Source organism: Aeriscardovia aeriphila, assembly GCF_002259595.1.
GTDB classification, from domain to species: Bacteria; Actinomycetota; Actinomycetes; order Actinomycetales; family Bifidobacteriaceae; genus Aeriscardovia; species Aeriscardovia aeriphila.
Map to the genome: position 1 here is coordinate 82,802 of NZ_MWWU01000001.1, position 22,506 is coordinate 105,307.

Consider the following 22,506-nt stretch of genomic DNA (forward strand, 5'->3'; position numbering starts at 1 on the left):
GACGCGCGCCGGCATGTTTGTCTCCCGTCTCTTGCGAAAATAGGGGAACCGGACAAAGACGACCTGTTCCCCATTTTTGAGGAGATGTTTCGATGGCCAACTTGTTACTTGCCATCATTTACCTAGCATTTATTAGCCTCGGCCTGCCTGACGGTCTGTTGGGTGCCGCCTGGCCGAGCATGTACCCGCAATTCCACGTTTCTGTTGACCTTGCCGGTTACGTTTCTATGGTCATTTCGGCGGGGACGATTATTTCTGCTCTGCTTTCCGATCGCGCTACTTTGCGTTTTGGCGCTGGTAAGGTGACCGCCGCTTCGGTGACCTTGACGATGATCGCTCTCTTTGGTTTCTCGTTCTCCACGCAGTACTGGATGTTGCTGTTGTGGGCTATTCCGTATGGTCTCGGCGCTGGTGGTGTTGATGCGGCGCTCAATAACTATGTGGCGCTTCATTACGCTTCTCGTCATATGAGTTGGCTTCACTGCATGTGGGGCTTAGGTGCGACGGTAGGCCCTGCAATCATTGGCTACACGCTTTCCGCCCATCAGGGGTGGCAGCGCGGTTACCAGATCGTGGCAATCTTGCAGCTTGTTTTGACCTTTATCATCATGGTGAGCTTGCCGTTGTGGAAGGCTCGGCCAGGCCAAGCCTCAGCACAGCCCAAGATTACCAGTGACGCTTCAACTTCCGCGGACTCTTCTTCCCCCTCCACCTCTTCTGAGCCTCCAACCTCCGCTGCTCCAGAGCGCGCGCTGAGCTTGCGCGAAGTTCTGCGCATTCCTGGAGCAAAGGAGATTCTCGTCTGCTTCTTCTTCTACTGCGCAGTGGAACAGACCAGCATGCTGTGGGCCAGCTCCTATTTGAAGTTGTGGCGCGGCCTCGATGGCAAGACGGCAGCTCAAATGGCATCGCTCTTCTTCATTGGCATCACCGTGGGCCGCGGCCTTTCTGGCTTTGTGACGATGAAGCTGAACGATACGCAGATGATCCGCTTGGGCGAAATCATTTTGTGCGTAGGCCTTGCGATCGTGATGATCCCTGGGCCTGCGTGGCTGGCCTTCACTGGTTTGATTCTCGCTGGTTTGGGTTGTGCACCGATTTACCCGTGCATTATTCACTCCACCCCAGCGCATTTTGGTGCGAAGAATTCTCAAGCAGTGATCGGCGTACAGATGGCTACTGCATATATGGGAAGCCTTGCAATGCCACCGATTTTCGGTGTGGTTGCGCGTCACACGAGCTTTGCCATCATGCCGTTCTGGCTGTTTGCAGCAACGGTGATTATGGCGCTCATGCATGAGGCTTTGGTTCGCCGCGCTCCAATGCATTCCGAGCTGGAAACTGCGTGATGAACCGGACTGCGTGACGCCCTCAACCGCGTGATGAACCGCGCCGAGCTGAACCGCACGCTGAGCTGCTACAACAAACGCCTGCCTTCAAATGAGGGCAGGCGTTTCTGTTTGCTTTACAGCGCTTTACTGCTGAGATCCACCCATCAGCTGCGCATAAATCTTCTTGCACTCCGGGCAAATCGGGTAACCATCGGGCTTGCGCGTCGGAACCCACACCTTACCGCACAGGGCAATCACTGGCCTGCCCGTTCCTGCAGACTTTTGCATTTGTGCGCGGGACACATAGTGGGCGAAACGGTCAGCATCACCGTCATTGTTGTCCAGATCTGGCTTTTCCTGTGTATCAGGACGGTCGAGAACCTGAGTTTGGCCTTCATTCTCAGAGTGGAAACCCATCTCATCGATAAAAGAAGGAGCACCCGTTGAAAGAGCACCCGTTGAAAGAGCACCCGTTGAAAGAGCAGCCGTCGTGTGCGCATTCATCATTTCCTCAGCCATATCCACTCCTCACTCTTTTGCTCCTATCTTAGAGAATTCGGCAGAGAAGTGTTTCACCCGGTACCCAATCCGCTAGCCTAGAAACTATGAGAATTGCAGTATGCCCCGGCTCCTTCGATCCGGTCACTTCCGGGCATTTAGACGTCATCGAAAGAGTGGCCCAGCTCTTCGACCAAGTTCATGTTCTGGTCGCCGTCAACAGCGCTAAAAAGCCCCTCTTCACCGAGCACGAACGTGTCACCTTGCTTGCACAAGCTTTGAAGCAGGATGGCTACGAGGCTCCTCGCGTCATTGTTTCTTCTACAGAAGGCCTGATTAGCACGTACTGCCAATCTGCAGGTGCTCAGGTTATCGTCAAAGGCTTGCGCCAAAACGGCGATTATGAGGCGGAGCTCGGCCAGGCGCTCGTCAACCGCCAACTGGGACGTATCGAAACGATGTTTTTGCCGGCCGACCCGAGCCGTGAGCATATTTCGTCGAGCATCGTCAAGGATGTTGCGCTGCACGGGGGCAATATCACCGGAATGGTGCCCGATTGCGTGGTTCCCGCCCTTTTGAGCAAGCTTGCTCAACGCTAAACCATGACAGCCGCCCCAAGCCTTGGAATTACGGGAATGGTGGACAATAATAAGAGACGGAACTGGTGAGCGAAGGAGAGAAGAGAATGCCGGAAGAAAATGTCGGTCCTGATACCCAAACTCGTGTCGTTGCTGCAATGACTCCGCAGCAAGCGATGAGCACCGAGGGGCATGCCCACGTCACACAAAATCAGCATTCCCAGCAAGATTATCAGCACGATGAATCTTCCTCTGATGATGACCTCGCCAACGCTCAAGCACTTGCTGACCAAGGAAACACTGTTTTCGCCAGCGACGATGACGACGAGCCGAGCAGCTCTCCTTCCGAGGAGATCTACCGTCAACAGATGAAGGCTCGCGACAACGGCGAGGGCCGAGAAACCAGCGAAAATGGTAGTCAGCGCAGTGATGATGGTGTGGTGCATGCGGGTGCGCATTCGAACGTGCATGCAGGCGCGAATGCGGGCTCTCGTGCGAACCCTTCTGCGAGCGCGGGTGCTCAGAGTTCTCCGAGTTCTGAGCCTTCGTCAGCCTCGCCGGCCGCAGCAGCAGCTTCAGCATCGCCAGCTTCATCTGCACACCAGGCACATTCGAGTGCCCAGCGCGCAGCATCTCTTCCCCCACAGAACACTCAGGAGCGCAGCATGGATCGTTTTGACGTTGATAATCAAGAGTCGGAATTCCAGATTGCTTTCGACATCCTCGACCAAATCACCGACCTCGTCGATGACGCGCATCCCGTCATGTTCCAGCCAGGCTACGTAAAAATCGACCGTGATGAGCTGGAAATGCTGGTGAACAACCTGAGGGAAGCACTACCAACCCAGCTTTCTCACGCCTCCGAGATCATGCGAGCAGCCAACCGCGAGCTTGAGGAGAAGCAGAAACAAGGTGCCAGCATCGTCAACGATGCCAATCAGCAGGCGAAAGCCATGGTTGATAAGGCTGAAGCTCAAGCGCATGACACTATTTCCAAGGCTGACCAGCAGGCGAAGTCGCGCTTGGCACAAGCTCAGCAGCAGGCAGATTACCTGGCGGGCCAGCAAAATGTGATGGTTCTGGCTCGTCAGAAGGCAGAAACTGTGGTGGCGACGGCACAATCTCAGGCCACGCAGATTCGCCAGGGTGCTGACTCGTATGCAGCTCAGGTGCTTGGTGACCTTTCTGAGCGTTTGAGCAAGCTCAGCCGCGATGTGAACGGCGGCTTGGATGTTCTGCATCAAAGGATGAACGAGCAGAACTAAGAGTGGCGCGGGCCGCGCCGCTGCTCAACGACCACCCCGCGAGTGTCAACCGAGCCGGCCACTCGCGCTGAGAGCAGAACCCCTGATTCCGACTTAAGGTAACGATATGGAAACTATGAACTTGCCAGAAAAACACTGGCGTCACTCTGCTGACGAAGTAGATAGGCACTGGAAGTACGCCAACCAGTCACCATGGGCTATTCGTGTGGGTGACATCTCCGGGCGCGTGGGCGAAAGCCAAGAACTCGACATCACCCTTCCCGCACCGAGCGGAATTGGCGACGACTTCTACGGCATCACGGCCGATAGCGATGTGGACGTCACGGGCCACTTTGACGCCATCAAAGACGGCCTCGTGTTCATTGGCGAAGCCACCGCTGCTGTTCACGGCCAATGCTCGCGCTGCTTGAAGGACCTTTCCGGCCCTCTGAGCGTGAACTTCACCGTTTTCATGCCACTGAAGGCGAGCACAGCAGAAGAAGACGAGCGTTTGGGCCGTGGTTCGAGCGCACAGAAAGATGTCAACGTGGATGAGGACGAGGGTGAGGATGTTTACCCTCTGCTCGAGGACGGTATGTATGCCGACTTGGAGAGCCTTCTGCGCGATGCCTTCGCTGATGCCATGCCACAAACTCCGCTGTGCCAGCCTGATTGCAAGGGTTTGTGCCCTCTCGACGGTGTTAATCTCAATGATCACCCCGAGCACCACCATGACGAGGCGAAGGATGATCGCTGGTCAGCTCTGGCCAGTTTGAAAGCTCAGCTTGAGGCGAAAGAAGACTAACGCTGGCCACTGTGGTGGTTTGCGAAAGCTAACAGCCGCGCGTGAAGAGCTGACCAGCGAAGTTGCGTGACACCAAGCTGACAAAATCCGCCCGATGCGTTAGTATATGCAAGGCTTAAGCTAATAATCGATCGAAATAGAGGAAATCATGGCACTGCCAAAGTACAAGACCTCCCGTGCGAATACGCACTCGAGGCGTGCGAACTGGAAGGCCCAGGCTGTCGCAACTGTCACTTGCCCGAATTGCGGAGCTCCATCGCTCCCTCACCAGGCTTGCCCAGCTTGCGGTTCCTATCACGGCCGCACTTACAAGTCTGCTATGAAGGCTGATCACGCTGCCTGAGTTACAGATAAGCGTCTGAAGACCCTGCCATCGACGGGTGGCGGGGTCTTTGCATTTTCAGGCTCGCCCACGCAACACAGCACAGCGAGCACCCGCGCCCGCCGCGTTCGCTCACGCGACACCGCGCGACGCACACACACTGACAAGGAGACCCATGGCTCACACTCGCGATAAGCAGAGCAACGAGCTGCTGCGCAATGACGTGCAGGTAGATTACAGTTTCGACACCACCGGCTCTCAAGCCCTTCTCGATGCCTTGGGAACAAGCTTGAGCCCCGAGATGCTCGTGCACGCTCTCACTCATCGCTCTTTCGCCCATGAAAACCCAGGCCTGCCCAACAATGAGCGCCTCGAGTTCTTGGGGGACGCGGTGCTCGAGCTCGTGGTGACGGAAACCATTTATTCTCAATACCCTGACTGGCCGGAAGGCCATCTCGCTCCCCTGCGCGCGAAAGTCGTTTCCCAAGATTCTCTGGCCGCTATTGGCCGCGAGAAGCTACACGTTGGCCACTACATTTTGTTGGGCAAGGGCGAGATGGAAAACGGTGGCGCTGATAAGCCGTCGATTTTGTGCGATACCGTTGAGGCCTTGATCGGCGCAGTGTTCTTGGAACATGGTATTGACGGCGCTCGCCCGATTATTCACCGTCTCATTGATGACACTTTGGCTCATGTCGCACAGTTGGGCCCCGCTCTCGACTGGAAAACTGCTCTGGTGGTGGCCTGCCATGGCAAGAACCTGGAAGACCCTACATACCGTATGGAAGTTTCTGGGGACCTCACGTCTCCGGTTTACACCGCTCATGTGGTAATGGCCGACGGCTCCGAGATTGCCACTGCTCAAGCAAGCTCGAAGAAAAAGGCTCAAATGAAGGCCGCTCACTTCGCCTACCAGATTGTCACTGGCGAAGTTTCTTCACAGGAGAGCGCAGAGCAGCGCGAGGAGAACCGCGAGACGACGCAAGCGGCAGAGGGGATGAAGAGCACTGATAATCTGGAGCCCAACATTGGCAGCAAGCCAGTGGTGAGGGCCACCGACTCGAGCGACCCGGCGCTGCTGCATCAAGTTCAGAAAATCGAGCGCGAGATTGAGGAAGGCGCGCCTCAGGCGAAGCGCAAGAAGAAGTGGTATTACTGATGGCTGACCAGTTGAAGAAGAATGCGAGGAAGGCTGCGCAAACTGCGAAATCTGCGTCGAGTACGACGGGCGCAGATTCTCACCACAGTGCGAAGCCACTCAAGGGGAATGCTGGTAAGGCGAAAGGTGGCGAGGCGAAAGCCCAAGAGAACCTGCCAGCCGGCCGCGTGGACGCGAGCGTACCTGGCTTCGTGCGCACTGTGATGCCGTTCCTTCGCCCTGCCTCCCCTGCCTCGAGTGTGCCGGAGATGTGGATCAGCCTGTGTCTCATCGTGCTTTTCAGCGACTTTTCGATGCCAGCGAACCCGACGCGTGATGGCAATATCACGATGATGAGCATCATCATTCTCATCTTGTTCATCTGGATGATCAAGCGCAATCTGACGTGGAGAAAGCAGCAGCCATGGCGCGTGTTCGTCGCACTGCCCGTCATGATGGGCTTTGCGGGCTTGCTGTTGTGGATGAACACGGACGCCATGCGCATTGTGGTGGCGGTGTTGGCAGCATTTTACGCGCTGATAATCTTCCTGCTCGGACGCAATTTCCAGCACATCCAGCACAAACGCTGAGCTACAGGCCGGCGTGTCCAACTACCAGCGAAACCCGGCTGCCAAAGAAACCCAGCCACCGGCGCGACCACACCGGCGCGCAACCAGTGCTTACTCCTCCAGGAACTCGCCGAGCTGCATCCACTCGTCTTCGAGCTGCGCCTTCTCCTTGCCCACGCTCTCATGCTGAGCGGTGAGGTCAGCAAGCTTCTTCAGCTCCTCTTGCAAAGCGTCGCCACTCGCCGCACCCACAGCGTCAGAAGCATCAGCCATCTTGCGGTCCAAATCAGCCAGGTCAGCCTCCAGCTTGTCAATCTTGCGCATAATAGCCGTCTGCCGCTTGCGCGCATCGAACTTCTTGCGCTTCTCTTCCTTCGACTCCTCCGCCTGCGCATCGGTAGCCACCGAGACCAGCGAATCCGTCAAACCAGCAGGCATACCCACAGCAGCCGGCTTGCCCAACACACCGTTGAGCACCACACGCTCCGACTCGCTTGCCGTGAGGGAGAGCGCGGTGTCAGCAGCAGGGGCCACCCCTTCAGCAGCGAGCAAACCCACTTGCTTGCGTCGCTTTTCGATGACGTTGAGGTAGTCATCCACACCGCCCGGCAGGTGGCGAACCGTGCCGTTGATCAGGGCGAACTGGTGGTCAGTGACGCGCTCGAGCAGGAAGCGGTCGTGCGAAACGACGATCAAAGTTCCTGGCCAGTCGTCGAGGAGGTCTTCCATGACGGCGAGCATGTCGGTGTCAAGGTCGTTACCTGGCTCGTCGAGGATGAGAACATTCGGTTCATCCAGCAGGATCAACATCAGTTGCATACGTCGCTTTTGGCCACCGGAGAGGTCGCAGACAGGCGTCATCATTTGTGCCGCGTCAAAACCGAGGCGTTCCAACAGTTTCGCCGGTGTATATTCCTTGCCGTCCACTACGTAGATCGACTTGTAGCGCGTCAGCACTTCCTTGACTTTGGCGTCGCCGAGCTTGGTGACCTCGTCAAGGCGCTGGGAGAGCACGGCGAACTTGACGGTTTTGCCGATCTTCACTCGCCCGCTTGTTGGCGCGATGGAGCCGTCGATCAGGCCCAGCAGCGTTGATTTTCCAGCGCCGTTTGCTCCGACGATGCCGAAGCGGTCGCCAGGGCCGATGATCCATGTGAGGTCTTTGATGACGGTTTTTTCGGCGGGTTTCTCAAGATTATCAGTGCTGGTAATCTCCCCGGACTTTTCATTGTGCAGCGGGTAGGTTTTCGTCACGTCTTGCAACGTGACAACGTCTTTACCCAAGCGTGAGGTTGCCATTGCTTTGAGTTCCACTGAGTTGCGTACGGGTGGGACGTCAGCAATCAGCGCCTCAGCGGCTTTCACGTGAAACTTTTGTTTGGTTGAGCGCGCACGAGCACCACGAGTGAGCCAGGCAAGCTCTTTACGCGCCAAATTCCTGCGCTTTGTTTCGGAAACTTGAGCCTGACGGTCACGCTCCACGCGCTGCAAAATATAAGCAGAATAGCCGCCTACGAAGGGGTCGATCACTCCATCGTGCACTTCCCACATGCTTGTGCACACTTCGTCGAGGAACCAGCGGTCGTGTGTGACCACGAGCAGAGCGCCCTGTCCATCAGACCACCGGTTTTTCAAATGCTCAGCGAGCCAGTGAATGGTGACGATATCCAAGTGGTTGGTCGGCTCGTCGAGGGCAAGAATATCCCAATCGTGTAGCAGGAGGCGCGCGAGGTCAGCACGCCTGCGCTGGCCACCGGAGAGGTCGTTGACGCGCGCATCGAGCGGAATATCAGCGAGTAGTGTTTGCACGATTTCGCGGCTGCGCGGGTCGGCAGCCCATTCGTGGTCTTCCCTATTTTCCAAGGCTGCTTCGCGGATGGTTGCTTCGCCGTCGAGCTGGTCGGTTTGGCCGAGAATTCCCATGCGCAGGCCGTTGCGTCGGATGACGCGGCCAGAGTCGGGTGGCATCAGCCCGCCCATCAGGCGCAGCAGGGTTGACTTTCCATCGCCGTTGCGACCCACAATTCCGATGCGGTCGCCTTCATTCACGCCTTGCGTTTGGTCCACGAAAACGGTTTTCGTGGCGTAGGCAAGGGATACATGTTCAATTCCACAGTCAAAAATAGGCATAGCCCTTTGATTTTACGTGTTAGGCGTGAAGAACTTGATGCACTCTCTGATAGCTCAACCCGAGAATTCTGCCGATATCGCGCAGTGATAATCCCATAAAACAGGCTCCGAGGAAGAACCTCGAAGCCTGATAATCTCAAGAAACTCTTACCGCTTTCCAGCAAAGCCAAGCTTGCCAGCTTTACCGGCGGCCCAGCTTACCGATGTACAGCTTTACTGTCCCTCAGCCCTCAGCTGCTCGACAGCCTGATACATTGCCTCGCGGCTGGTAGCGTCCTGAGTAAAGCCGACAGCGTTAGCAAATGGCATTGCAGTGAACATTTCTTGCGCTTTGTCATCAACGTCGACATCAAACGGCTTACCGCCATTCTTCAAGTAAAGCTCGTAAGCGTGAGAGTCGCGAATCCACTCAGCCAGAGAATTCATCTCGTCGAGCGGCATTGACTTATCATCATCTGCAATGTCAACAGGAAGCGTCTCCACCACATCACGGCTTGAGCGAGCCACTTGCAGCTGGTAGGTGCCAGCTTGAACATGCCAATCATGGCGAGCTTCTGACCAGTAAGCGAAACTGCGCTCATCAAGGTCGATCATCACATGCTCACGCTCACCAGCCTTGACAAACACTTTGGCAAAGCCCTTCAGCTCATGAACAGGGCGGTCAACAGCGCAATCTGTTGGAGGGCACACATACAGTTCCACAACCTCAGCACCGTCTCGGTCGCCAGTATTGTGAACATCGAGTTCGACGCGAGCAGTGCGTGGAGAGGTGAGCTCAGCCTTCACATTCTCATATGCAAAGCTCGTGTATGACAATCCAAAGCCAAACGGGAAGGCGACAGGAACGCCAACTGTGTCATAGTGGCGGTAACCGACGTAAATGCCGTCATTATATTCCGTCACATGCTCGCCGCCAGGCCAGGTTTCATAGTTCGGAACATCTTGCAAGCGCAGAGGGAAGGTTTCAGCCAGGCGACCCGATGGGTTAGAGCGGCCAACCAGCGTATCGAGAACAGCGCGGCCACCAGCCTGACCCATCAGCCAGGTTTCCACAATGGCCTGAGAGTGTGCGGTGACCTCGCGAAGATCCACCACAGAGCCGTTGGAAAGGACGACAACCGTGTTCTTGTTAACTGCGCTCACCTGCTTGAGCAGTTCGACCTGCTTGGCTGGGATGGCGAGAGTGGTACGGTCGTATCCCTCTGATTCATCAATGTCTGGCAATCCTAAGAAGAGCACAACAACATCATGCTTCTTCGCCGCTTCCAGCGCCTGGTTCGTCAGTTCTTGGCTTTGTGGCTCATTGTCCAAAGTAAAGCCAGGAACAAACTCGACGCGCTTCTTCAGCTCAGCATTGCTCTCCAACTCAAGAGCGTGGAGAACTGAGGTGACTTTGGTGGGGTTGATGTGGCTGGAACCGCCGCCTTGGTAGCGAGGAGTGCGCACAAATTCACCAATGAAAGCGTATGTTTGCTCACCTTCAGCTTGGAGAGGAAGGAGGTTGCTCTCATTCTTCAGCAGCACGATGCTTTCCAAAGCCGCTTCATAGGCCACTTCGTCATGCGCGTCCACGTCGTAGGTGAAATCTGTTTGCATTGCGGGACGCACTTTTTCGATGAGTTCGATCATGCCCTGTGCCATCTTCTCCAGCTGGCCGGCAGAAATCTTACCCATACGAACCGCTTCCACCACTTGATTATCTGTGTTGGATGGTGGCATTTCGAGGTTTAAGCCAGCGTTGATGGAGGCGACGCGATCATGCACAGCACCCCAATCGCTCATGATAATGCTGGAGAAACCCCACTCTTTGCGCAACACATCCGTGAGAAGCCACTTGTTCTGAGAGGAATAGTGCCCGTTGATCTTGTTGTAAGCGCACATCATCGTCCACGGTTCGCACGTCTTGACAATGTGTTCGAAAGCTGGCAAGTAGATTTCGCGCAGTGCACGCTCGCTGATACGCTCATCAATTTGGAAGCGGTCGGTTTCCTGATTATTGGCCGTGAAATGCTTCAGAGAAGTGCCAATACCTTGAGATTGCACACCTTCGACGATGCCGATAGCTTCGTGGCCTGCTAAGAAGGGGTCTTCACTCCAAAATTCGAAGCTGCGCCCATCCAAAGGGTTGCGTTTGATGTTCACGCCTGGGCCGAGAATGACGGCTACTTTTTCTTGACGGCATTCCTCACCCATAGCGACGCCCGTCTTCCGGGCAACTTCAGGATTCCAGCTCGACGCCATGGCAGCTGCTGGTGGGAAGCAGGTGGCAGGAACCGTATTGGGGTGGTCGATGAGGCCTTCTGCTTTGCGTAATCCATGAGGGCCATCAGTGATCATGAAACCTTCCAACCCAACGCGCTTGACAGGTGTCAAATGCCAGGCATCTGAACCTGAGGTCAAGCTTGCTTGCTCTTCAATAGTCAAGTCGCTGGCCTTGAGAGAGGTAGCCTCAGCCGCGCTGTGAACTACACTGTGCTGCGTGCCCTGAATTTCTTCATTTTCTTGATTGTCAGTACTGCTCATTCTTCCTCCGACTTCGTTGTCGTTACTGAACACTTCTATTATTCCAAGAGGCTTGTAAATAACATACTCAATAAGCGCACAAAGGAATCACATCCCCACCAACAAGGAATCACAGCCCGTCAAAATTGGCCGCGAGTGTCGTCTTTGTTTCTTAGTCTTGACATATGAGTGAGAATACGAGTTTGTCGGATACTGCATCCCAGATTGCAGACCCCGCCTATCGCGTCAGCGAAGGGCCTACCCCGCAAAAAGTGAGTAAACAAGCAGCAACTCTACGCGTGTATAACACAGAAAGCCACACCACATCAGCTTTCCAACCACTCACCCCCGGCCAGGTACGCATGTATGTGTGCGGTGCCACCGTTCAATCCGCACCTCATATCGGACACATGCGAGCAGCCGTCGCTTTTGACGTGGTGCGTCGCTGGCTCACTCGTTTAGGCTATGACGTCGTTTTCGTGCGCAACGTCACTGATATTGACGACAAGATTCTTGCCAAGGCAGCCCAAGCCAACCAGCGCTGGTGGGCTCGCGCCTACCATTACGAGCGTGTTTTCACCCACGCTTACGCGCAGCTCGGTGTTATCCCTCCTACCTATGAGCCGCATGCTACTGGTGAAATGCCCGAGATGATCGCCCTGGTGAAGCGTCTCATCGAACGCGGGCACGCCTACGAGGTTCTCGATGCCGCAGGCCATGGCACCGGCAACGTGTATTTCTCTGTTCCTAGCTGGCCTGATTACGGAGCTCTCACCCATCAAACCTCGGGAACACTGTCCTCAAGCGCACTATCTACAAACGAATCATCCCCTACCGCCCTGCCCTCAAACGCATTGTCCTCAGCACAGCACGCAAGTAACGCGGCGACACAGCAGACGAACACTGTTGCCACCCACGCTGTCACCACAGAAGACGAAGATGCTCGTATTGCCGATGAAATGGGCCCTTCCGTCGACCAGGTTGGCGAAGACAAATACAACCCCAGCGACGATTCTGACGCTAATCTCAAGCGTGACCCTCGCGACTTCGCCCTGTGGAAAGCAGCAAAGGATAGCGAGCCTGCGGATGCTCGCTGGCAGGCTGACTTTGGCCATGGCCTTGTGTGGGGAAGGCCCGGCTGGCATTTGGAATGCTCAGCAATGAGCCACCGCTACCTCGGTGACGATTTCGACATTCATGGTGGCGGCCTCGACCTGCGTTTCCCTCACCATGAAAATGAAATGGCACAATCCAGAGCTGCTGGCTGGGGGTTTGCTCACACGTGGATGCACTCTGCTTGGGTGACTGCCAAGGGCGAAAAAATGAGTAAATCCTTGGGCAACGGCCTGGCAGTTGATGTTCTCTTAGCTCACTGCAGCGCATGGGTTGCTCGCTATGCACTCGCATCCGTGCATTACCGTGCCATGCTCGAGTGGTCCGATCAAACCTTGCAAGAAGCAACTGCAGCGTATGAACGGATCACCCGCTTCGTCTCAGCCGCAGGCGAATACATCCACGGCCAACCAAGCCGCGAAGAAATCACCACCTTGAGCGCTGATAATCTTGAGCACGCCTTTGTTGATGCAATGAACGAAGATTTCGCCGTTTCCCAAGCTCTTGGCGTCGTTTTCGCTACGATTCGCGAAACCAACCAGCTCATGCAAAACGCAAATACCGAGCAGGAAAAGGTTCGTGCCAATCTCGTTCAAGTCAGAGCCATGCTCGACTGCCTCGGCCTCGACCCCTTGAGCCCGGTGTGGAAGCAGGAAAAGACGGAGCAAGCCCCGGAGCATGAGGCCCTCGAAACCCTTGTTTCCTCTCAGCTTCAGGCTCGCCAACAAGCTCGAGCCGAACGCAACTTTGCACTGGCCGATCAGATTCGTGATAATCTCACCGCTGCGGGAATTGTCGTTGAAGATACTGCTCAAGGTCCCCGCTGGTCTGTAAAGAAGGTAGACTAACAAACATGCCAACAGCTTTCAGTTCCCTTACCGATAGGCTCACCAACGCCTTCAAGCACTTGCGCTCCAAAGGCAAGCTCAGTGAGACCGATATCGATTCGACCATCCGCGAAATCCGTCGCGCCCTGCTCGACGCCGATGTCGCCCTCCCTGTGGTCCGCTCCTTCACATCCCAGGTGCGTGAACGCTGCCTTTCCACCGAAGTGAGCGACTCCCTCAACCCAGCCCAACAAGTAGTGAGCATTGTCAACGACGAGCTCACCGCAATTTTGGGCCAAGGAGTTGATAGGCCTCTGAATTTCGCCAAGAACCCGCCTACCGTCATCATGCTGGCTGGCCTTCAAGGTGCTGGTAAGACGACGCTGGCAGGAAAGCTTGGCTATTGGCTCAAGCAAGCTGGCCACACACCTTTGCTCGTCGCGGCAGATTTGCAGCGCCCAAACGCCGTCACTCAGCTTAAAGTTGTCGGCGAACGCGCAGGAATCCCCGTGTTTGCCCCACAAGCAGGAGTGACCAGCAGTGACGAGACTGCCGAAGATGCCACAGTCGTCACTCCCGGCGCAACCCATGGCGACCCTGTTGCTGTAGCTCGCCAATCCCTGGAGTTTGCTCGCCAAAAGCTCTACGATATGGTCATCATCGATACCGCAGGCCGCTTGGGCGTTGACGAAGAACTCATGGCTCAAGCTCGCGACATCCGTGATGCAGTCCAACCTCAGGAAATTCTCTTCGTCATCGACGCGATGATCGGCCAGGACGCTGTGCAAACCGCACAAGCCTTCAACCAAGGCGTGAACTTCACCGGTGTCGTGCTCACCAAGCTCGATGGTGACGCTCGCGGCGGTGCTGCACTTTCTGTCGCCTCTGTGACGAACAAGCCAATTCTCTTCGACTCCACAGGCGAGGGCCTCACCGACTTCGAGGTGTTCCATCCCGACCGCATGGCCGGCCGCATTCTCGACCAAGGCGATATCCTCACTCTCATCGAGCAAGCCCAGAAGCAGTTTGACGAGCAGCAGGCTCGTGAATCTGCCGAGAAGCTGTCGGAAGGTACGTTCGGTTTAGATGACTTTATCGAGCAGTTGGAGCAGGTTCGTAAGCTCGGCCCGATGAAGAATCTGTTGGCGATGATCCCTGGTATGGCGCAGTATCGCAACCAGATTGACAATCTGGATGAAAAGACGATTGACCGTTCCGAGGCGATTATCCGCGCTATGACACCTGCGGAAAGGCGCGATACGAGCATTATTGACGGCTCTCGTCGCGCGCGTATCGCCAAGGGTTCTGGTGTGTCCGTTTCGGAAGTGAATGGTTTGATCCAGCGCTTTGAAATGGCTGCCAAGATGATGAAGCGCGTTGCCAATGGCGCTACTTCTATTCCAGGTGTGAGACCAATCCCTGGTATGCATGGCGGTAAGAAGAAGGGTAAGAACCAGAAGAAGAAGCGTTCTGGTGTGTCTGGCAACCCTGCGAAGCGTCGCCAGCAGGAGGAAGAGTTGAAAGCTCGCCTTTCTGGTAAGCCGACTGCCTCCCAGCAGAATGGCTCGAGTTTCCACAAGCCTGCTGCTATGCCAGATTTGAGCCAGTTGGGCCAGCTCCCTCCTAGCTTGAATGGTGGCTTGTTCGGCCGCTGAGCTAACGAACATTGATAGATTTGCCCATGCACTGGTGTTGCTTTCCTTCCCAGTGCGTGGGCTTTTCTTTTCTCACCTGCCTATGAGCTTTTCTCACCAGTGGGTCGGTGTGCTTTCACCAGTGCATCGACTGTGCTTTAGCCCCGCGTGGGCTTTTCTTTTCTCACACGTTTGTGTGCTAGTTTGTGTGCTAGTTTTCCTCGTTTCCCCAGGCTACAAGGAAAGAGTTCCCAAGACTGACACGAAAGACCACAGGAAAGAGTTGCAGGAAAGGGTTTCAGGAAAGCCCTACAGCTACTGTTTTCGTCACTGATCGGAGAGATTATGGCCCCTCAAGCGCCTCCGCCCCTCACACCTTTGGGCATTGTTGTGCTCGTCTTGTGCGTTCTTACTGTGCTCGTTCTCTCTGTGCTTCATGTTTGCCTGACGCTGACGGGTAAGTTGGGTTGGCATCACCCTGTTCCGCAGTTGGCTGCTTTAGCTGTTCCTGTTGGTCTGGTCAGCCTTCCTGTTGAGCTTGTTGGTGGTATTCTCGCTGCTGTTGCGTGGCCGCACGCTTTGTCGACAGTTGCTCTTGTTGTGGCGTTGTTGCTCGCTTTGAGCCTTGCTCTGCTGTTCCGCCCTGATTTTTCCCGTCCACCTCGCACATCATCTACTACTCATTCTGTTTCTTCCTCCTCTCCTCGCCCAGCACGCTCATCTTCTCTCTCTCCTTCTTCCTCTCCTTTCCGCCAGCTTTCTCACTCGGAGAGCGTAGTGGTGATGAGCCTCAATTGCCGTTATGGTCGAGCTCAAGCCCGTGAGATTGTCACTGCTGTTTCTCAGCACAACGTCTCCGCGTTGTGCTTGGTAGAAGCAACTGATCAGCTGCTCGCTGCTCTGGATGACGCAGGCATTGCTTCTTTCTTGCCGCATCGAGTTGTGGGAGCAAAGAACGGAAAAGAGAATGGCGGCTTCAACGTTGTGTTCTGCGCTGTTCCGCCTCTTCATGCCGAGCCTTCGAGTGTTTGCATTCCTGCCGCTAGCGTCCCTGTTCTCACTTTTCGTGCTCTCGGGAAACGTATTGCGGTTGCTGCTGCTCACCCGTATTCGCCTCAGCGCGGAGCAAAAGAGTGGGGGCTGGGGATTGCTCAGTTATCCGCGCTGCCTTCCGCGGTTTTTGCTCGTCATGCTGACGCGCTCGTCATCGCTGGTGATTTCAACTCGAATGTGAGCCACCCTACTTTCCGCTGGCTTCTTTCTGGTGGCTTACTGCCTGGCAATTACCTGGATGGGGAGCCCGAGGTTTCTTTCATTGCTGCTCGAGCTCACTCTCGTTCTCGCCGTCAGGCCAGTTCCCCTGTTCCTCATTCCCCTCAGCTCATTGATTCTTCGTTTGAGGCAGATAAACGCGGAGTAAAGCACTCTTTCCTCTCGCGTCGCTTCTTCCGTTCTCCCGCTACTTTTCCAGCTAACTGGCCTGTACTTCCAGCAATGATGGAGCTTGACCATGTGTTGCATACTGATGCACTGAAGTGCACTGAGCTGCGTTCTCTTCGTATCCCGGGGTCAGACCATAAAGCTCTCCTCGCCCGGTTGGAAGTTGTGAAGCCCGCTGACGAGGAAACAGCTGACTAGAAGGAAGTAGGGAACTATGAAGAAACCCAACTACCTTTACTCTCTATTGGTTGCTAGCTTCCTCTGGGTGGCAATCTTTCTGATAGGTTGGTTTCTCTACCTTTCTCTCAACCGTACAGAGTACATTTCGCTGGACAGCTCTTGGCTCATACTCGGTGTGCCGCTCATTGCTTGCTTGTGTGACTCTCTTTTTCATGCCATTAAGAAAGCACCTGTCACTGTTGCTGAGCGAGTTTCTCAAATGCTCGGCATACTTTTTGCTCATTTAGTTCTCCCTTTCATGCTCTTTAATTGGTTTCATGAAGGGGTTCATCAGAAGGTACACAAATGAGAAAAATACGCCAGCTACAAAACAGCAGGAAATCCCATTCATCTCTTACACGCTTGTGGCGTAACACTCGAAAGACGTGCGCCACTTATGAGACTTTTCTTGTCACTCTTCTCTCGTGGATTATTCCATCGCTCTTCTCTGTACACATGGCATCCTTTTACGCTCTGATCACCTTCCCCATAAAAAACGCAGAAGATAATCTTTACACTCAGACTTCTTTCCTTTTCCCGTTTGCCATTCTCTTTTGGCTTTTCTATGATTCACAATTGCCCATGATGCTTGATCAGTATCTTCAACGAATAACAGCATTATGGTTTTGTGCCGCAGCAATTCTACTGTGCGCCTATATCTTCGAGCCAATCTACCTTTTCCCACGCATCTGTGTGTACTTCGTCTTGTGGTGGGCAGTTTACGTTGTATTGGTCGGCTATCTTCAGAAACCTATGCCTCGTTCCCCGCTGAGAACGTTTGTTTCTGATTACCAGAAACGAGAGATGGTTCAATTCATTTGTTGGAGGTTGGGAGCAATTATGCTGTTTCTCTTCGAGATACTACTTACAGCTAAAACGATTACTCCTTCCATGTTCCTTTTACCCCCTGTTTCTTCTGCTAATGCTACAGGAAGGCAACTATTGTCATTCACCGTATTCGGCCCTATGATGTGGTTACTAAACCGCAGAGTTTCTCATTCTCTTTATTACTATCCTGATTATTATTCAGAGAATGTTAGCTACTCTCTCACAAGTTCCAAACACCAGTTCATCAAAGATCATTGGGTTTCTCTGATAACAACCGTGCTCGCCACAATTTACATTATTCTTTTACTCATCTTCTGTTTCATCCTCGTCTTCGCGTACCTCGTTGGAGTTGCAGCACGACCAGAATACTAAAAGCCTCCTCTCCCCTGAAGGCAAATCTCCACTTCGACGAGTTTCCTTCAGGGGAAAGAAGTACTTACACTACAATGTTCTGTTATTTACTGCTTTGCATCCATCAAAAAGTCGGAATAAACATCAGCAATGATTTCCGCTTCGACACTTGTAGGGAAGTAATCGGCATGAGCTGCTTTTCGTAGAAGATACTGCGGAATCTTAGAAATTCCTACTGCATGCCATATGCCCGTCAGCACTCCTTCACAAATTTGCTGATACTGCTGAGCAACATTCCTTCTATCACCAAAGAAACGCTCTAGAAAGAATCGACGAAGCCGATCCGCAGCTTCTTCTTGATAAATCTTATTTAAAGCGGAAGAAAGCGAATGCTCGTTAAGAGGATTGTCACCCATTGCTTTTGCAACAAGCCATGCATCCGCATCCGCAACAGCATCAAGCAGACCAAATGAACTGTTAGTAAGAGCCCCGATATGTGCTTGCATCCACTGTTGCAAATCGCCGGGATGGGACTCGCGGGTATATTGGCCCCAAACTTGCAAGAGATCTAGGCCCCAACCTCCTAGGGAACTTACGGTAAATTTACTAGGGTCACGTTCTACTCCCCATGTGAGATATCCCAAAGTCGAAGCTGCCCAATGAGCAATATCACGGTCTTTCAGCAGATGTTTAATGTCAGGTTGCTCCTTACAAATTTCTGCACAAGTTACCCTTGCTTCTGCTAGCTCAGGAGGTTGAGCAGCCTCCGGAGTATACGCCTCCCACATTCCATCACCGTTCAATCCCCAATACTCAGGCTTTCTCAACCATTGAAGAATGAATGTACCAATACTCGGTTTCTGCGCACGCAAGGAAGCAGTACCCTCGTCCAAAGCTTCAGCACATTGCGTTTCCGTTTTACGTACCCACTCATACAGAGGATCATCAAAGGATGCTGAGACCTCGGACATCAGGTGGTCAACTGGCAGAGTATCACCGCCAAATGCAACTCGATCAAGGGCTACGTCACCGAAGTAGTTCTCGATTTCAGTAAACTGATCGTAGCTCCACTTGTTAGGAATAGGATAACCGAGGTTTCCAGAGAAGCCAGACGACATATCTGAAACGAAGGCACTCACTGCTAAACCTGTATCCATCACTCGTTGGCAAACGTGTCGAGACGCATAGATACCAACTTTGTAACCGCCTTGAAGCGTACTAAACACTCCGTGGAAATAAGGGATGATTAACGAGTCGATCTGGTAATCCATGACATCCATATCTACAGAGAAGAAAATCACTGTTGGAGGAATATGAAGAGCCGATGCATGTTCATATGCCTCACGGCCATGTCGCTCTCCAATTTCTTCAGTGAAGTCACTTTCACTGCGGGAATTCTCTTGGAAAATAGGGAAGAACCTCAAGCCAGCATTGAGAATTCTCTGCAACTCGCCTGGCCTAATCGCCTTAAAGTACTCTTCTGGCTTGAGCTTATCCATTCCTGGTTCACTCAAATACCTACCCACGATGGAATAACCATCAGCTTTTAGCCTGTTTGCAAGAGATTCAGTAATCTCAAAACGAGTATCACAAGCAACGCACGCTCGATTTGGGTCACCCTTAGAAGTCAATAAACTCATCCAGGTACTTTTATCAAACACCCCGGTGCGAGGAAGAGAATAATGATCTTGGAAGCGCAACAACGAATTTGTCAGTGTTTCATCCCATTGAGAGGAAACAATTACATTAACGTCATTGCACAAGAGAGCAACTTTTCCTAGCCACACCCATTCAAGGTAAGCAGAAGAATTGTCAGATGTAATCTTTTTTAAATGAGCGGTAGTTCCTGAACCAAAGTTGCCAGTAGCCAAATCAGGAGTGTAACCCTCCAAGCTCTGAAGTACTTGAATCAGTGCCACATTCATCTGCCTACCGTAAACCCCATCAGTTGGAATCAATCCGGTATATGCAAGGTACGTGGCATTGATGTGTTGCTGAATTTGTCGAATTTCAGGTTTGCCACCATAGTCTGCGAGCAGTACGAATTGATCCATACTGAGCAGAGCTTTCATAATAGGCAAAGTCACGACAGAGTCAGCTGCAATGCCAGCATCATTTTGGAGTTTAGCAATGGCCCCTGCTGTACCACTGTAAAAATGGCGAGTAATCGCACTTGCTCCCGTGGAATAGCCTTTGCACCACAGTGCTCCTTGGATGATTCCATAAACATTACTCTCAGCAGAGTCACCATCTGGCTGACGATGAATGCCCTGAGGCCAGCGAGTTGCAAAAAGTGATTGAGTGCTAGGCCCGAAGGCATCTGCGGTGCTTGTAATTCCCAGTTCAATTTGGAGCGCATGAAGCAAGGCAAAAACAGTAGTTTGACCTGTTCTTCCATTTTCTGGAATAGGGTCATAGCCTTCTCTACCTTGATACGTTGAATTAAGCCACTGTTGCGTAGCTAATACCATCTGATCCACCATAATGGTGTCTCCTTCCATTTTTCGATCTTCACTGAATTCTTTGTGTCAATTTGCTTATGTTGAGTTTTCATCAATTGCATGAGTTAACTGCTTACTTACATGTCGATCACCTCCTTTCTAGGTGTTAAGTAAATAGCTTGTTAGCTTTGTTGCGAATTTTAAAGTTAAAAAAAATTAGCAGCAAAGCTTCAGGTTTTTCATCCTAAACTTCATAGCCTCCACAGACACCTGGAAAAGAGCTGACAAGTTCTCGATAACAGAAATCTTCTCAGGCCGAGAGAGTTCTGCCCACTACTTTCCCTTCAGTTCATTATCGAAAGCGCAGTGAACCATCGGTTCAGGCATCAATAGAGCAGCTGCCAAACAATTGGCTTGCACCTCGCATCTGTTTCTCTGGTTGCCTTTATTGCAATACTGCACGGCACCGGCAAGATTTTTATGGTAGTGGAGATGCGCACATTCGTGCATAAAAGTAAAACGGCTACGCGCTGAGGAGGAATGCAAATAAATGTCCACATCCAGAAGAATCGTGTTCTCAGGGTAAGAACGGCTCTGAGCGCTCCCATCCTCAGAAAAAACAGTAACAGAAGTTTGCGCCAGCGTTGACAAACCCAAAATGCTCCCATCTTGAGACAAACGGGCATAATCAATTGTTGCATTCATATAAAACTCAACAAAAGAATCAACATCGAGCGCCTGCGGGACCTTCAAAAACTTTCCACCTTCAAAGCCACGCAATATCTTGATGGCATCGTTTTCCATTTCGTCATAGGGCTTATATTTCAGCCCGTAAGTTGGCACGTTAGCTGTTACCATAAACCTCATCGCCCCTCAATAAACTTGATAACCGATTCCCAGTCTTTATCAGAAAAATCCTTTTGCTGAGCCCTTCTCAATGCAACGCGAGCATTTGAAGTGTTCATGATGTAACCAGAGATATCCGCCGGCGCCTGATTATCACGAGTTCGTGCCGCCGCATCAAAGAGAAAATCCCTTTCTTGGGTGCTCAGGTTAAGTATGTTGGCAATCTCAGTCAGCTTATTTTCCGGGGCAGCACGCCTTCCCTTCTCAATATCGCTCAAGTAGGGAGCTGTGATATCCAAACGAGATGCAAACTCTCGCATTGTCAACCCTTTCTCCTTGCGCTTCTGCGCAAGAAAAGTTCCAAAATCCATGTCAGTTCTCCTCTTTCTGTTCTGTTGTTAGCTTATCAGCTAACACGGAAAGATACAAGACCTTCTCAGAAAAAATCCCCTATTTCTCCTGCGCTTCCCACTCTTCGCGCGTGATGGAATAGATTTTCTCATCCCAGTACTCGTCGATCAGCGGCATCCAATGGTGATGATCCTCGCCATATTCGCTCATGCCAATCTTGCGCATTACGGCCTGGGAGCCAGCATTGCCGAACTTAAAGCGACCCCATACCGTCTCAATTTCTGTATGTGTAAAGGCAAACTTGAGCAAGGCATTGGCTGCTTCCGTCGCGATGCCATTGCCCCACAGAGGTGCCGCCACCCAATAGCCCAAAGCCTGGTCGTGAGTAGAGAGATCGAGAGGCTTACCATCCTTATCCGTCAGCCCAATGCTCGACTGCAAGGAGATCGCACCAATAGGCTCATCGGCAGGAATGATCACCGTATGGCCGTCACCCTCTGGCTCGACCGTTTCGACAGGCTCTCCGAAAACTGAGAAGCGCTGGCGGGGAACGTCTCGCAACTGGGCAAACTGAGGATTATCAGCAAGAATGCTATCAGGCAGTTTCACTGCCTGACGAAGAGTAATAGCCCACGTCCAGGGCTGAGCAAAAACAGTGCGAATAGTCTCCAGCGACTCTTCTACCGACTCCGGCGGTCTCCACCCGCACAGAGCGCCGATGCGAGGGTCTTGTGCTGCTCGGAATTCTGCAGGAGCATCGGTTTCGCGGAAAGGCCGCAGCAGAAGGCGCTCAGTTGTGATATCAGGGGTGAGCATTGTGGGCATGGAAATGCTTTCGCCATCGCTCATTGCTATACCTCCTGCTGGGCTATATTGTCGTGGCCTGCACTTGACGCCTTACTTTAGCAGCCTCTCCGCCCGAGCCAGCCGTCAGGCATTTTCCTGAGCACTGTCCTGAGCACTGTCACCCGCGCTCACCTCGACGTCAGGAGCATCACCCTTCTCCTCATCTGGACTTTCCTCATCGCTCTTCTTCTCATCACTCCTTTCCTCGTCACCCTTCTCCTCAACTGGGCTCTCCTCATCAGCCGATTTCACCAGCCCAACCCAAGCGTTATAGCCAGTCCAGCCGATCACCACCAGCAGGCATGCAGCAAAAACCCACGTTGCCCACGAGGTTAAGCTGCCATCCTTATTCGCTTCATAAAGGCTTTGCCCCAGCCACAACACACAGGCCAGTGCCGTCAACGCATACAGGCGAGCTCGTGCACGTTCATTGAGTTGCATCACGATAGCCTTCCAGATTATCAGTGCGAAAAGCTCGGCCTCCTTGTGGAAA

General features: G+C 53.0%; 18 protein-coding genes and 1 pseudogene. 11 read left to right on the forward strand and 8 right to left on the reverse strand.

The genetic code is table 11. The features are described 5' to 3' along the window. Window positions 1-92 precede the first annotated feature (92 nt). Complete coding sequence (locus tag AEAE_RS00315; RefSeq protein ID WP_094689191.1) at window positions 93-1,349, forward strand: MFS transporter; 1,257 nt, start codon at window positions 93-95, stop codon at window positions 1,347-1,349. Window positions 1,350-1,475: 126 nt separating this feature from the next. On the opposite strand, the gene AEAE_RS00320 is transcribed toward AEAE_RS00315, so the two are convergent. After that, window positions 1,476-1,850, reverse strand: a complete 375-nt coding sequence (locus AEAE_RS00320; RefSeq protein WP_420809201.1) for a DUF3039 domain-containing protein — start codon at window positions 1,848-1,850, stop codon at window positions 1,476-1,478. A gap of 86 nt (window positions 1,851-1,936) precedes the next feature. Here AEAE_RS00320 and coaD point away from each other — a divergent pair, with 86 nt between their 5' ends. From coaD to AEAE_RS00350, 6 genes and pseudogenes are all read left to right on the forward strand, one after another. Further along, on the forward strand, window positions 1,937-2,428 hold the full coding sequence (gene coaD, locus AEAE_RS00325; protein ID WP_094689192.1) for a pantetheine-phosphate adenylyltransferase: 492 nt from the start codon (window positions 1,937-1,939) through the stop codon (window positions 2,426-2,428). 86 nt (window positions 2,429-2,514) lie between these two features. After that, complete coding sequence (locus AEAE_RS00330) at window positions 2,515-3,672, forward strand: ATP synthase subunit B family protein (protein ID WP_094689193.1); 1,158 nt, start codon at window positions 2,515-2,517, stop codon at window positions 3,670-3,672. Between the two features lie 106 nt (window positions 3,673-3,778). Beyond that, window positions 3,779-4,456, forward strand: coding sequence for a YceD family protein (locus tag AEAE_RS00335; RefSeq protein WP_244569563.1), 678 nt, complete (start codon window positions 3,779-3,781; stop codon window positions 4,454-4,456). Between the two features lie 148 nt (window positions 4,457-4,604). After that, window positions 4,605-4,799, forward strand: a complete 195-nt coding sequence (gene rpmF, locus AEAE_RS00340; protein WP_094689194.1) for a 50S ribosomal protein L32 — start codon at window positions 4,605-4,607, stop codon at window positions 4,797-4,799. A 154-nt stretch (window positions 4,800-4,953) separates the two neighbouring features. Next, window positions 4,954-5,700, forward strand: a pseudogene (rnc, locus tag AEAE_RS06875) (ribonuclease III); the annotation flags it as partial. Between the two features lie 224 nt (window positions 5,701-5,924). Then, the gene (locus AEAE_RS00350) at window positions 5,925-6,506 is read left to right on the forward strand and encodes a hypothetical protein (RefSeq protein WP_148139926.1); all 582 of its coding nucleotides are present in this window, start codon (window positions 5,925-5,927) and stop codon (window positions 6,504-6,506) included. A gap of 90 nt (window positions 6,507-6,596) precedes the next feature. Here AEAE_RS00350 and AEAE_RS00355 read toward each other — a convergent pair whose 3' ends face one another. Continuing rightward, window positions 6,597-8,615 (reverse strand): ABC-F family ATP-binding cassette domain-containing protein, encoded by a 2,019-nt coding sequence (locus tag AEAE_RS00355; protein ID WP_094689197.1) that lies wholly within the window; start codon window positions 8,613-8,615, stop codon window positions 6,597-6,599. 213 nt (window positions 8,616-8,828) lie between these two features. Further along, window positions 8,829-11,138 carry a glycoside hydrolase family 3 C-terminal domain-containing protein gene (locus tag AEAE_RS00360; protein ID WP_094689198.1) on the reverse strand — a complete coding sequence of 770 codons (2,310 nt, stop codon included), beginning with the start codon at window positions 11,136-11,138 and terminating at the stop codon, window positions 8,829-8,831. Window positions 11,139-11,302: 164 nt separating this feature from the next. Here AEAE_RS00360 and AEAE_RS00365 point away from each other — a divergent pair, with 164 nt between their 5' ends. From AEAE_RS00365 to AEAE_RS00380, 4 genes are all read left to right on the forward strand, one after another. Continuing rightward, entirely contained in the window at window positions 11,303-13,078 is a 1,776-nt protein-coding gene (locus AEAE_RS00365; protein WP_094689199.1) for a cysteine--tRNA ligase, read from the forward strand. Between the two features lie 5 nt (window positions 13,079-13,083). After that, window positions 13,084-14,712: a signal recognition particle protein gene (gene ffh / locus AEAE_RS00370; RefSeq protein ID WP_094689200.1), complete on the forward strand. Its 1,629-nt coding sequence runs from the start codon at window positions 13,084-13,086 to the stop codon at window positions 14,710-14,712. Window positions 14,713-15,036: 324 nt separating this feature from the next. Next, the gene (locus AEAE_RS00375; protein WP_094689201.1) at window positions 15,037-16,329 is read left to right on the forward strand and encodes an endonuclease/exonuclease/phosphatase family protein; all 1,293 of its coding nucleotides are present in this window, start codon (window positions 15,037-15,039) and stop codon (window positions 16,327-16,329) included. Between the two features lie 16 nt (window positions 16,330-16,345). Continuing rightward, on the forward strand, window positions 16,346-16,660 hold the full coding sequence (locus tag AEAE_RS00380; protein ID WP_094689202.1) for a hypothetical protein: 315 nt from the start codon (window positions 16,346-16,348) through the stop codon (window positions 16,658-16,660). A gap of 976 nt (window positions 16,661-17,636) precedes the next feature. On the opposite strand, the gene AEAE_RS00390 is transcribed toward AEAE_RS00380, so the two are convergent. The 5 genes from AEAE_RS00390 to AEAE_RS06880 form a co-directional block, all read right to left on the reverse strand. After that, the gene (locus AEAE_RS00390) at window positions 17,637-20,012 is read right to left on the reverse strand and encodes a glycoside hydrolase domain-containing protein (protein WP_094689204.1); all 2,376 of its coding nucleotides are present in this window, start codon (window positions 20,010-20,012) and stop codon (window positions 17,637-17,639) included. A 291-nt stretch (window positions 20,013-20,303) separates the two neighbouring features. After that, window positions 20,304-20,828: an ImmA/IrrE family metallo-endopeptidase gene (locus AEAE_RS00395; RefSeq protein WP_158520442.1), complete on the reverse strand. Its 525-nt coding sequence runs from the start codon at window positions 20,826-20,828 to the stop codon at window positions 20,304-20,306. Window positions 20,829-20,833: 5 nt separating this feature from the next. Next, complete coding sequence (locus tag AEAE_RS00400) at window positions 20,834-21,187, reverse strand: helix-turn-helix domain-containing protein (RefSeq protein WP_094689206.1); 354 nt, start codon at window positions 21,185-21,187, stop codon at window positions 20,834-20,836. Between the two features lie 79 nt (window positions 21,188-21,266). After that, window positions 21,267-22,016, reverse strand: a complete 750-nt coding sequence (locus AEAE_RS00405) for a GNAT family N-acetyltransferase (protein ID WP_094689207.1) — start codon at window positions 22,014-22,016, stop codon at window positions 21,267-21,269. 81 nt (window positions 22,017-22,097) lie between these two features. Then, window positions 22,098-22,454 carry a hypothetical protein gene (locus tag AEAE_RS06880; protein WP_244569564.1) on the reverse strand — a complete coding sequence of 119 codons (357 nt, stop codon included), beginning with the start codon at window positions 22,452-22,454 and terminating at the stop codon, window positions 22,098-22,100. Window positions 22,455-22,506: the final 52 nt, after the last annotated feature.